Below are 13684 nucleotides of genomic sequence, written 5' to 3'. Positions count from 1 at the left end.
CCCCTAAACTTTGTTAAACAAAGTAAAACCCAACATTAGCAAAGATAAAATGTTGGGTTTCGTTCCTCAACCCAACCTACATATATTATAAGTGTTTAACCGAACCTGATATCAGGCGATACTCCGTATGCTTCAGGAAGCAAAAGTTTTCTTGACCCTTACTGACGCTTAAATTTCCCTGTAACCCTCGGTATGTAGATAAAATTATTTTTTTTTAATTATTCTTAAGTAAAATTCCGAGTAAACCCAGTATTATTACTCAGGATATTTGCACTTGATAAAGTTATCGTGTACGCAATGATATCGACTTGACTAGGTGTTAAGCGATCGTAAGCCAGGAAGCCCAATGAGCATCCAGTTTATTTCCGCGGCCACTGTACTAGTATTTACCAATCCCAAAATACAGGTGTAACCTACACAAAAATAAAGAGAGTGGGAAACGCGCCAGAAGTTCGCTGCGTCACAGTGTATCCAAAAGAAGTTGTTAGTGAAGTATTTGCCTAAGTGGACTTTTAGGCGAAAAAGTTGGCGTGCTGTAATCGAACAGTCAGCATTCTTGTAGAATCAACACACTGTTTTTCTGCGAACTTAGCATTATACATAGAAATCAAACCCTGAGTCACAAGGATTTACGATGCTAATTGAAACCAAAATCGGAACTTCTTTGAACTACTATTTAATCGCTTTTGATGCTAATGGCAAAGAACGCGAAAACAATGGAGAGCTAATTAGCCAAAAGGTATTAGAAATCTTATCCAGCGCCAAAAAGTCTGACAAACCAATCACAGATGTCTTTTTAATGAGCCACGGATGGCAAGGTGACATTCCGGCGGCAAAAGACCAGTATGACAGATGGATTGCAGCTATGGCTAAAAACCAGGCTGATATTGAAAAAATGCAACAGGTGCGGCCAGGATTTAACCCCCTGTTGATTGGTCTACATTGGCCTAGTAAGCCTTGGGGAGATGAAGACCTAAGTGCAGTGTCGCCAGACAAAACAATTGTGTCTTTTGACACGACAGATGATTCTCAGGAAGAGTTAATTGAAGAGTATGCCCATCGGATAGCTGATACTGAAACTACTAGAGAAGCACTCAGAACAATTTTCGCTGCGGCGGGAGAATATAACGCTGCACCTGACACATTACCATCAGAGGTGCGTGAAGCTTATGAGGTTTTGATTAAGGAAGCATCTTTGAGTAGTGAAGGAGAAGATGCAGATGGGTGGAGGGAAAACGAATCATTAAATTTAGATCCTGAAAGTGTATATGAAGCTACTTTGATAGAAGAAAACGAAGATGTCAGCTTTGGAATTGGGGATAGTGTGAAATCAGCCGGAGATGCATTTTTGAACATTCCGAGATTGTTATCTTTTTGGAAGATGAAAGACCGCGCTCGGAAAATTGGTCAAACTAGCGGCTTCAATTTGTTAAACAGACTTCAACAGGTGACAGATAATACTGTGCGATTTCATTTGATGGGACACAGTTTTGGCTGTATTTTTGTTTCAGCGACCGTAGCGGGTACTCAAAATAACAAATTAATCCGTCCAGTTAATTCTCTTGTCTTAATACAAGGCGCTTTATCACTTTGGTCTTTCTGCTCAAATGTCCCTCATAGAAAAAATATTCCTGGTTACTTCCGCTCCATTATTAGCGATCGCAAAGTTACAGGACCGATTGTTACTACCCAATCTCAGTATGATAAAGCTGTCAAAAATGCTTATCCGATGGCGGGAACACTAGGAATATTTGGAGGACAAGATATAGACTTTGACCCTAATAGTGAGAAGACATATCCCGGTGTAGGTGGCATTGGTTGTTATGGAATTCAGGGTGATGGTTTGGAAATTATTAATGATGAAAAAGGTATGCTACCCATGCAAGAATCTTACAACTTTGAACCCGGTAAAATTTACAACTTGGAAAGTAGTAAATATATTGTTGTTCCTCCTAGCCTATTAGACCTTTTTATGGGCGCTCACAACGCTATTGATAAAGCTGAAGTAGCTCATGCTCTATGGTCGGCAGCCATTGCTAGTTAATGAAACAGTGTCTTTAAAAGGTAAAAATAAAGAAGAGAATCCCCTTCTTTATTTTACTTTGTTTGGTGAATTACAAATACAAGGATTAGGTATGAGCATAGAACAGCTGATAAAAGAGCTATATTTCAATGGAATAGACGGTGCATCAGGAGATTATTTGTTGCCTCCATTGACACCTGAGAAGCTTTCTAAGATTGCTCAGGGCGAAGAGTTTGATCCTACAGAAATCAGCGAACTCAAGAAAAAGGATCTGCATGTTAAAGGTTTAGAACCCGACTTTGCGCCGATAGAGGGAGTAGATCCTAAAGACCTCGCACAAACAGGTTGGGGAGTTATTTTCGCTTTTAATGCCGAGCCAGCAATCAAAGAAGCGCTGAAGGAACTGTTAGAACATCGGCAAAAACAAGCGTCGAAAAATCACGAGAATTATTATAAGGAATACACTGGCGCTAAAGGTTATCGTCCAGGGGAGTCAAAAAATCAATTTTTGTCGCGTCATGGAGTTGGCCCTGGCCCTGCTGACCCAGATAAAATGCCTTATTATCTGTTGATTGTTGGCGATCCAGAAACCATTCCTTATCGTTTTCAGTACCAACTTGATGTGCAGTATGCGGTGGGTCGGATTTACTTTGAGACTCCCCAAGAATATGCTCAGTATGCTCGCAGTGTCGTACAGGCTGAAACTACTAATTTAAAACTGCCTCGCCGTGCTAGCTTTTTCGGGGTACGTACCAAGGGTGATGCAGCCACTGAACTTAGTGCTGATAACTTGATTCGACCCCTAGCGGATTGGATGCTTAATGACCAAAAAGATAATAGTTGGACAGTACAAACCTTACTCGCAGAAGAAGCCACCAAAGCACGGTTAGGCAAACTATTAGGAGGTGAAGAAACACCCGCTTTGCTGTTCACCGCTAGTCATGGTATGGGCTTTCCTAATGGGAATGAGCGACAACTACGCCATCAGGGCGCTTTACTTTGTCAGGACTGGCCCGGCAAAGATAAGTGGAATAAAGCAATTCCCGAAGAATTTTACTTCTCTGCGGATGATGTTGGCGATGATGCTAAGTTATTAGGGCTAATTGCCTTTCACTTTGCTTGTTATGGTGCTGGGACACCTAAATTTGATGAGTTTGCCCATAGAAAAGGCTCTAATGAAAGGCCAGCGATCGCTCCTAACGCCTTTATTGCACCTCTACCCCGCAGACTCCTAAGCCACCCCAACGGCGGTGCTTTGGCTGTCATCGGTCATGTGGAACGAGCTTGGGGTTGCTCTTTCGTTTGGGAAAAAACTGGTAAGCAATTGGCAGTTTTTCAAAGTACCTTAAAGCGATTGCTAGATGGTCATCCTGTGGGGTCAGCGGTTGAGTATTTCAACGAGCGCTATGCTGAACTTTCTTCTGATTTGAGTACAGAATTAGAAGAAATTAAATATGGTGCGATCGCCGATCCGATGAATTTATCTGGTATGTGGACGGCAAATAATGATGCTCGTAGCTATGCCATTATTGGCGACCCCGCAGTTAAATTAGTTGTGGGTGAGAATCAGACAAGCGATCGCTCTGTTATCTCATCAGTGAATTTACCTGCTGTCCCTGCAACACCCCAAGTATCTGATACATCAGCAATTGGGCAAGCCCAGGCAAACTTAACCCAAGCCCTAGAAAAGTTTGTCAACACAGTTGAGCAAGCTTCAGTTGACCGCACGGAAAAACTTCAGGCGGCGCTTTTAGCTGTAGTTAGTTTAGTTGACACCTTAAAGAAACTAAATTAACTGCAAATCTGAAAAACTTGGCTTTTCGTAATTTTACGTAGAAGCCAAGTTTATTAGTACATAATTTCACAAGCTACCCGCCAAAAAAATTGCCTCACCTAAAACCTCAGCGTCCCTTTGCGTTTCAAAACACTAAAAAACCCAACCAATGAACACCTTCGAGATTACCATCCAACGCAAATCAGGAGATAACTGGCCAATTGTAGTAGAACACAGTCAACCAGGTATCCTTTTACCGTTGCGATCGGAAGGTAATTTCTGCCTAACCACTGAAGATTTCCAGCATTTAACCAGTCTTCTGGGACAAGTACAGGGTTACGGGACATTATTGGGCAAAGCACTGTTACGAGACGAAGTGCGGGATGGATTTATTAGGGCACTGAGTCAGAATAAAGAAACACTGCGGGTATTGCTATTTATTGAAGCCCCAGACAAAGAACTCAGAACCTTACGCTGGGAAAGGTTATGCGCCCCCATTGATGGCGACTGGCAAATGTTAGCCATCAACCAACGAGTGCCTTTTTGCTTCTACATTCCTGCCATTACTGACCGACTCTTTCCCGCCATTGGGCGGCGGGACTTGCGGGCGTTGGTATTAGTGGCGAGTCCCGCTGATTCTAAAAAGTATAAATTAGACACATTTGATGTGGAAGCTACGGTCAAAAGTGTCCGGTCGGCCTTGGGAGATATCCCCACTGATGTGCTAGCAACAGTTGATGATGCCATTGGTTTACCTACCCTAGACGAACTTTGCGCTCAACTAACTGACCGGACAAAGCAGTATACAATGTTGCACTTTGTCAGCCACGGTAGGGTGCTTGATGATGGCGAAACTCTCCTCTACTGGTCAAAAGCTGATAATACAGTCGAGGTGGTGACAGCGACAAGGTTACTGGAAAGAGTGCGCCCGTTACGAGGAGCTAGAGGGCTACCCCATTTTACTTTTCTCTGCACTTGTGAGAGCGCTAGCCCAGAAGCAGAAGCCGGATTAGGGGGATTAGGACAGCGCTTGGTGCGGGATTTGGGGATGCCTGCGGTGGTGGCGATGACTGAGAAGGTTACTATTAAGACGGCTCAGGCATTAGCAGAGAAATTTTACTCCCAACTTAGAGAGTCGGGGGAGGTGGACTCAGCATTACATGAAGCTACAGCAACTCTTGCAGAACGTGGCGATGTGACTGTACCGGCGCTGTTTAGCCGTTTAGGGGGACGACCTTTATTTAGCGATCAGCTTGACAGAGAATTAACCAACGCCGAAATTCAATATGGTCTGGAGCGGCTTGTCAAGTTGCTACCAGAGCGATCGCCTATCCTAGAAAAGAAGTTCACAGACATAGCGCAGCAGCTAGGAAACACATTAGAGGCTGATGTTACAGCTTTGAGCAAATCAGCCCTCAAAGAACGAGAAGAGGCTTTAGAAGAGATTAACAACTTCTGTGAGGAAATACTTGACCTCAACTTCCATGCTTTGGCATTTGATCGGCAACCACCAAGCTATGATTCTCGTTGTCCCTTCCGGGGCTTGTATCCTTTCCGGGTGGAAAACCGCGAGTTTTTCTTTGGGCGAGAACAACTGATTGTCCAACTGCAACAAAAGCTGAATGAACACAACTTTTTAGCCGTGTTAGGCGCTTCTGGTAGTGGTAAATCATCGGTGGTGTTAGCCGGGTTAATACCGTTGCTACAGGAAAAACAAGCCGATTTGCAGTTAGCGTACATGACACCAAGTTCTCACCCCATAGAAAAACTGCAAACTAGTCTTTCCCAGGTGCAAGTTCAATCTTCAATATTAGTAATCGACCAATTTGAGGAATTATTTACCCTCTGTGCTGATGAAGCAGAGAGGGTAACTTTCATCGAAAAATTGTTAAGCCTGATTCCATATCAAAAAGTTGTAATTACCATGCGAGCAGATTTTTGGGGTGAGTGTGCTATCTACCCCAATCTGAAAGATTTGATGGAGGCTAGGCAAAAACTAATTGGCCCGATGAATGCGGCACAATTGCGGAAAGCGATGGAAATGCAAGCCGCCCAAGTGGGTTTACGCTTTGAACCAGGTTTGAGCAACGTAATTCTGGATGATGTGCAAGGTGAGCCAGGAGCTATGCCACTGTTGCAACATGCATTGTTGGAGATGTGGAAGCGGCGACATGGTAGATGGTTGCGGGCTGGGGAGTATGAAGCCATCGGTGGAGTGAATATGGCAATTTCTCAAACTGCCGATGATGTTTACAATAGTTTGTCACCTTCAGAACAAGACCAAGTTAAGAATATTTTTATTCGTTTAACTCGCTTAGATGAGACTGCCCTACAGGGAGAGAAACGCCGGGATACACGCCGACGGGTTTGGTTAGATGAACTCATACCTGCGGGTAGTAATTTACCACTTATTAAGGAATTAGTCAATCGTTTAGCCGGAGAAGGGGCGCGATTGGTAGTTACCAGTGTAGACGAGTCTACAAATCGAGAAGAGGTAGAAGTAGCCCATGAAGCTTTAATTCGCTACTGGCCTCGGTTGCTGAAGTGGTTAGATGAAAACCGGACTAATTTGCAGCTACGGGAAACTATTCGTCAGGCGGCTTTGGAATGGGAAAATCAACAAAAAGATGATAATTATTTGGTGCATCGGGGCGGGAGATTAGATGATGCTCAGGTGTTAGCCAAACAAGCCGGATTTCTCAACCAACTTGAGGCTGACTACGTAAACGCTTGTTTAGAATTGCGCCTGCGTCTAGAACAAGAAAAAGAAGCACGTCGCCGTCGTGAAATTAGAACAGCTTGGGGGGTAGCTACCGGAGCAGTTGTCGCCTTGATTGTTAGTGCTAGCTTGGGGCTGGTGGCTTTGCAAAAACAGCAAGAAGCGGAACATCAAAAGCGAGAAGCGCAACATCAAAAGCGAGAAGCAGAAATAACTAAAGCTGAGGCCATAAGTCAATCTTCTTCGGCACTGTTTGATTCCCATCAAGAATTAGATGCACTTATAGAAGGAATTAAGGCTGGAAAAATCCTCAAAGAACAAAAAGACACCCAGTCCCTAACTCACTCTCTAGCTATAGGAGCTTTGCAAAAAGCAGTTTATGGGGTTAGAGAGCGCAATATTATTGGACATGGAGATCAGGTCAACAGTGTCGCCTTTAGTCCCGACGGTCAAATCATCGCTTCTGCTAGTGATGACAAAACCGTGAAACTTTGGGATTTAAGCGGCAAGCTACTGCAAACTTTCAAAGGACATCAATCTACGGTCACAAGCGTGGTCTTTAGTCCCGACGGTCAAAGCATCGCTTCTGCTAGTGTTGACAAAACTGTGAAACTTTGGTACTTAAACGGCAAGGAACCGCGAACCTTCACAGGGCATGAGGATGTGGTTAATAGCGTCGCCTTTAGTCCCGACGGTCAAACCATCGCTTCTGCTAGTGATGACAAAACTGTGAAACTTTGGTACTTAAACGGCAAGGAACCGCGAACCTTCACAGGGCATGGAGATAAGGTCAACAGTGTCGCCTTTAGTCCCAACGGTCAAACCATCGCTTCTGCTAGTGATGACAAAACTGTGAAACTTTGGTACTTAAACGGCAAGGAACCGCGAACCTTCACAGGGCATCAAAATTGGGTCTTAAGCGCGGTCTTTAGTCCCGACGGTCAAACCATTGCTTCTGCTAGTGTTGACAAAACCGTGAAACTTTGGGATGTCAAAAACGGCAAGGAAAAACAAACCTTCCAAGGACATGACAATGCGGTTTCAAGTGTAGTTTTTAGTCCCGACGGTCAAACCATCGCTTCTGCTAGTTTGGACAAAACCGTGAAACTTTGGTATTTAAACGGCAAGGAAAAACAAACCTTCCAAGGGCATCAAGATTTAGTCAGAACAGTGGTGTTTAGTCCCGACGGTAAAACTATCGCTTCTGCTAGTGATGACAAAACTGTGAAACTTTGGGATTTAAACGGCAAGCTAGTGCCAACTTTCAAAGGACATGAAAATGTGGTCACAAGCGTGGTGTTTAGTCCCGACAGTAAAACCATCGGTTCTGCTAGTTATGACAAAACTGTGAAACTTTGGTATTTAAACGGCAAGGAAAAGCAAACTTTTACAGGGCATGAGGATGTGGTTAATAGCGTCGCCTTTAGTCCCGACGGTCAAAGCATCGCTTCTGCTAGTGTTGACAAAACTGTGAAACTTTGGTACTTAAACGGCAAGGAACCGCGAACCTTCACAGGGCATGAGGATGTGGTTAATAGCGTCGCCTTTAGTCCCGACGGTCAAACCATCGCTTCTGCTAGTGATGACAAAACTGTGAAACTTTGGTACTTAAACGGCAAGGAACCGCGAACCTTCACAGGGCATGAGAATGTGGTTAATAGCGTCGCCTTTAGTCCCGACGGTCAAAGCATCGCTTCTGCTAGTGATGACAATACCGTGAAACTTTGGTATTTAAACGGCAAGAAACCGCGAACCTTCACAGGGCATCAGGATGTGGTTAATAGTGTGGTCTTTAGTCCCGACGGTAAAACAATCGCTTCTTCTAGTTGGGACAAAACCGTGAAACTTTGGTATTTAAACGGCAAAGAACCGCGAACCTTCAAAACGGATGGAGGTCTGGTCAGTAGTGTGGTCTTTAGTCCCGACGGTAAAACCATCGCTTATGCAAGTTTTGAGGTGGGAAGTACTGACAAAACTGTGAAACTTTGGGATTTAAGCGGCAAGCTACTGCGAACCTTCAAAGTGGATGGAGGTCTGGTCAGTAGTGTGGTCTTTAGTCCCGACGGCAAAACCATTGCTTTTGCTAGTAAGAATACGCTGATTTTGTGGGATTGGAATCTAGATTCTCTGACAGTAAGTGCCTGCGATTGGGTGCGAGATTATCTCAAGAATAACCAGGAGGTAGAAAAGAATGATACGAAGCTATGTGATCGCATCGGCACAAATTAATCAGCGTTGCTGAATGAAAGCATAAATCACACCAAGCGCGATCGCATTCACAAAAAGCATTCACAAGGAGCATTCGAGAATAACTTATGAACACGTTTGAGATTACTATTCAGCGCAAATCAGAAAATAACTGGCCAATTGTCGTAGAACACAGCCGATTTGGTGAACTGTTGCCATTACGCTCAGAAGGTACTCTCGAACTGACTGCTGAACATTTTCAGCAGCTAACTAGTTTTCTCGGACAGTCCAAAGACTACGGTACATTACTCGGAAAAACTCTATTTCGAGATGATATCCGTGATACCTTTGTTGGTGCGATGCGCGAAAGTGAGGAAGCACTGAGAATGTTGCTTTTTATTGAAGCATCAGATCGAGAATTAAGAACCTTACGTTGGGAAAAGCTCTGCGCTCCCATCGATGGTGGGTGGGAGTTATTAGCACTAAACCAGCGAGTACCATTTTCTTTCTACATTCCGGCAATTACTGACCGCCGCTTTCCCCCCATTGGACGGCGAGACTTGCGGGCGCTAGTTTTAGTTGCTAGTCCTAGCGATTCCCAAAAGTATAAATTAGTCGAATTCGATGTTGAAGCCAGCGTTAATAGTGTCAAGTCCGCATTAGGGGAAATACCTTGTGATGTCCTGGCAACAATTCCTGGAGCCATTGGTTTACCCACGCTAGATGAATTGTGTACCCAACTGAGCGATCGCAATAAACAATATACAATACTCCATTTTGTCAGTCACGGTCGGGTAATGGATAATGGTGAAACCATTGTCTACTGGTCAAAAGCTGATAATACAGTAGACGCGATCGCTGCCACACAATTACTAGAGCGGTTGCGTCCATTACGTGGAGCCAGAGGGCTACCACACTTTACTTTTCTTTGCACTTGCGAGAGCGCCAGTCCTGATGCAGAAGGATCGTTAGGAGGCTTAGGGCAAAGATTAGTGCGGGATTTGGGGATGCCTGCGGTGGTAGCTATGACCGATAAAGTTACCATCAAAACAGCCCAAACACTAATAGAGAACTTTTATAAACAACTCAGAGCATCGGGAGAGGTGGACTCTGCCTTGCATGAAGCTACTGCTGCTTTAGCAAAGCGCGGCGATCTTACAGTTCCAGCATTGTTTAGCCGCTTAGGTGGGCGACCCTTATTTAGTGACCAACTTGATCGCGAACTAACCAATGCTGAAATCAAATATGGTTTACAAAGTCTGGGAAAATTATTACCACAAAGAGCGCCAACACTGCAACTAAAATTCGAGATTCCTGCCCAGAAGCTAGAAAACATCTTAGGGGCAGATGTTGCAGCATTAAGCAAACAAACCCGTCAGGAACGAGAGCAGGCTTTAGAAGAGATTAACAACTTCTGTGAGGAAATACTCGATCTCAGCTTTAACGCACTGGCGTTAGATCAACAACCACCCACCTATGATTCTCGTTGTCCCTTCCGGGGCTTGTATCCTTTCCGCGTGGAAAACCGCGAGTTTTTCTTTGGGCGAGAACAACTGATTGTCCAACTGCAACAAAAGCTGACTGAACATAACTTTTTAGCTGTGTTAGGTGCTTCTGGTAGTGGTAAGTCATCGGTAGTGTTAGCGGGATTGATCCCAATGCTAGAACAGTTGCAATCTGGTGTAGTTACAGCATACATGACACCAAGCAGTAACCCGATTGAGCAACTACAAACCACTCTCTCCCCGGTGCAAGGTCAATCTTCAATATTAGTAATCGACCAATTTGAGGAACTATTTACCCTCTGTACTGATGAAACTGTAAGGGTGACTTTCATCGAAAAATTGCTAAGTCTGATTCCATTTCAAAAAATCGTGATTACCATGCGGGCAGACTTTTGGGGCGAGTGTGCTACCTACGGCAATCTCAAAGATTTGATGGAAGCTAGGCAAAAACTAATTGGCCCAATGGATGCGGCAGAATTGCGGAAGGCGATGGAAATGCAAGCTGCCCAAGTCGGGTTACGCTTTGAACCAGGGTTAAGCAACTCGATTCTCGATGATGTTCAAGGTGAGCCAGGAGCTATGCCACTGTTGCAACATGCACTGCTGGAGATGTGGAAGCGGCGACATGGTAGATGGTTGCGTGCTGTGGAGTATGAAGCGATCGGTGGTGTGAATATGGCGATCGCTCAAACTGCCGATGATGTTTACAACAGTTTATCACTCTCAGAACAAGACCAAGTTAAGAATATTTTCATTCGTTTAACCCGCTTGGATGAAACTGCCCTACAGGGAGATAAACGCCGGGATACACGACGACGGGTTTGGTTAGATGAACTCATACCTGCGGGTAGTACTATAGCACTCATCAAGGAATTAGTCAATCGTTTAGCAGGTGAAGGAGCTAGACTAGTAGTTACCACTGTAGACAGTTCTACAAATCGAGAAGAGGTAGAAGTAGCCCATGAAGCTTTAATTCGCTACTGGCCTCGGTTGCTGAATTGGTTAGATGATAACCGGACTAATTTACAGCTACGAGAAACTATCCGTCAGGCAGCTTTGGAATGGGAAAAGCAACAAAAAGATGATAATTATTTGGTGCATCGCGGCGGGAGATTAGAAGATGCTCAGGTGTTATCCAAGCAAGCCGGATTTCTCAACCAACTTGAGGCTGACTATGTAAATGCTTGTGTGGAATTGCGCCTACGTCAGGAACAAGAAAAAGAAGCGCGTCGCCGTCGGGAAATTAGAACAGCTTGGGGAGTAGCGACAGGATCTGTTGTTGCTGTGATTGTTAGTGCTACCTTGGGGGTTGTGGCTTTGCATAAACAGCAAGAAGCGGAAAAAGCTAAAGCTGAGGCAATAAGTCAATCTTCTTTGGCACTGTTTGATTCCCATCAAGGCTTGGATGCACTTATAGAAGGTATTCGGGCAGAAAAGATGCTCAAACAACAAAACATAACCGATTCTATCGGCATACAAGGATTACAAACAGCTATTTATGGGGTAAGAGAATACAATCGGTTGACAAATCATACAGATTCTGTTTACTCTATTGCCTTCAGTCCTGATGGTAAAACCATTGCTACTGCTAGTGGAGACAAAACGGTAAAACTATGGAATTTAGAAGGAAAAGAACTGCTTACCATCTCTGGGCATGAATATGTGGTCAATAGCGTCGCCTTCAGTCCTGATGGTAAAACCATTGCTACTGCTAGTAATGATAAAACGGTAAAACTATGGAATTTAAAAGGAAAAGAACTGCTTACTATCTCCGGGCATGAATATGGGGTCAATAGCGTCGCTTTCAGTCCTGATGGTAAAACCATTGCTACTGCTAGTAATGATAAAACGGTAAAACTATGGGATTTAGAAGGAAATCAACTACATATCCTCTCAGGGCATAAAGATGCGGTCAGAAGCGTCGCCTTCAGTCCTGATGGTAAAACCATTGCTACTGCTAGTAATGATAATACAGTAAAACTATGGGATTTAAAAGGAAAAGAAAAGCTTACCATCTCCGGGCATCAAGATGTGGTCAATAGCGTCGCCTTCAGTCCTAATGGTCAAACCATTGCTACTGCTAGTGATGACAAAACGGTAAAACTATGGGATTTAAAAGGAAAAGAAAAGCTTACCATCTCCGGGCATCAAGAGTTGGTCAATAGCGTCGCCTTCAGTCCTGATGGTCAAACCATTGCTACTGCTAGTGGAGATAAAACGGTAAAACTATGGGATTTAGAAGGAAATGAACTGCTTACCCTCTCCGGGAATGAAAATCCGGTCTATAGCGTCGCCTTCAGCCATGACGGTCAAACCATTGCTACTGCTAGTGCAGACAATACAGTAAAACTATGGAATTTAGAAGGAAATAAACTACATACCCTCTCTGGGCATGAAGATGGGGTCTATAGCGTCGCCTTCAGCCATGACGGCCAAACCATTGCTACTGCTAGTGGAGACAAAACGGTAAAACTATGGAATTTAGAAGGAAAAGAACTACATACTCTCTTTGGGCATGAAGATGGGGTCTATAGCGTCACCTTCAGTCCTAATGGTCAAACCATTGCTACTGCTAGTAATGACAATACAGTAAAACTATGGGATTTAGAAGGAAAAGAACTACATACTCTCTCCGGGCATGAATATGCGGTCAATAGCGTCGCCTTCAGTCCTGATGGTCAAACCATTGCTAGTGTTAGTCATGACAATACGGTAAAACTATGGAATTTAGCAGGAAATGAACTACATACCCTCTCCGGGCATAAAGATGTGGTCAATAGCGTCGCCTTCAGTCCTGATGGTCAAACTATTGCTACTGCTAGTGCAGACAAAACGGTAAAACTATGGAATTTAGCAGGAAATGAACTACATACCCTCTCCGGGCATAAAGATGTGGTCAATAGTGTCACCTTCAGTCCTGATGGTCAAACTATTGCTACTGCTAGTGCAGACAAAACGGTAAAACTATGGAATTTAGCAGGAAATGAACTACATACTCTCTCTAGGCATGAATATGCCGTCTATAGTGTCACCTTCAGTCCTGATGGTCAAACCATTGCTACTGCTAGTGCAGACAAAACGGTAAAACTATGGAATTTAGCAGGAAATGAACTACATACTCTCTCTGGGCATAAAGATTGGGTCAATAGCGTCGTCTTCAGTCCTGATGGTCAAACCATTGCTACTGCTAGTAAAGATACAGCGGTAATCTGGGACTTAAAGGGGAACAAACTACATACCCTTTCTGGACATCGAAATCAAATCACGAGCCTTGCTTTTAGTCCCGACAGTCAAATCCTGGCTACTGCTAGTAAAGACATGAGAGTTATTCTGTGGAATTTAAATCAGGTAGAAGTAGATGAACTGATGGTAAATGCTTGCGATTGGGTGCGAAATTATCTCAAAAATAACAAACACTTAGAAGAGAGTGATAAGGGTCTGTGCGATAGTATTGGCACAAATTAATCCTTTTCATC

The 13684-nt window shown here is 44.0% G+C and carries 4 protein-coding genes; all 4 read left to right on the top strand.

Features of this window, described 5'->3' with window-relative positions:
• The first annotated feature begins 634 nt into the window (after positions 1-634).
• Positions 635-2044 carry a hypothetical protein gene (locus V7K32_RS12150; protein ID WP_334993454.1) on the top strand — a complete coding sequence of 470 codons (1410 nt, stop codon included), beginning with the start codon at positions 635-637 and terminating at the stop codon, positions 2042-2044.
• Positions 2013-3818 (top strand): hypothetical protein, encoded by a 1806-nt coding sequence (locus tag V7K32_RS12145; RefSeq protein ID WP_334993452.1) that lies wholly within the window; start codon positions 2013-2015, stop codon positions 3816-3818. The genes V7K32_RS12150 and V7K32_RS12145 overlap by 32 nt, the downstream gene beginning before the upstream one ends.
• Before the next feature lie 148 nt (positions 3819-3966).
• Complete coding sequence (locus tag V7K32_RS12140; protein ID WP_334993450.1) at positions 3967-8745, top strand: nSTAND1 domain-containing NTPase; 4779 nt, start codon at positions 3967-3969, stop codon at positions 8743-8745.
• 86 nt (positions 8746-8831) lie between these two features.
• Positions 8832-13673 carry an nSTAND1 domain-containing NTPase gene (locus tag V7K32_RS12135; RefSeq protein ID WP_334993448.1) on the top strand — a complete coding sequence of 1614 codons (4842 nt, stop codon included), beginning with the start codon at positions 8832-8834 and terminating at the stop codon, positions 13671-13673.
• Positions 13674-13684 lie beyond the last annotated feature (11 nt).

The sequence above is a fragment of the Nostoc sp. genome (assembly GCF_036917635.1).
In the GTDB taxonomy this organism is placed as follows: Bacteria; Cyanobacteriota; Cyanobacteriia; order Cyanobacteriales; family Nostocaceae; genus Nostoc.
This window is presented reverse-complemented; position numbering and strand designations above follow the sequence as displayed.

Coding starts and splice junctions, on each gene's coding strand:
- V7K32_RS12150 (WP_334993454.1), top strand. CDS start 635: ATGCTAATTGAAACCAAAATCGGAACTTCTTTGAACTACTATTTAATC.
- V7K32_RS12145 (WP_334993452.1), top strand. CDS start 2,013: ATGCTCTATGGTCGGCAGCCATTGCTAGTTAATGAAACAGTGTCTTTA.
- V7K32_RS12140 (WP_334993450.1), top strand. CDS start 3,967: ATGAACACCTTCGAGATTACCATCCAACGCAAATCAGGAGATAACTGG.
- V7K32_RS12135 (WP_334993448.1), top strand. CDS start 8,832: ATGAACACGTTTGAGATTACTATTCAGCGCAAATCAGAAAATAACTGG.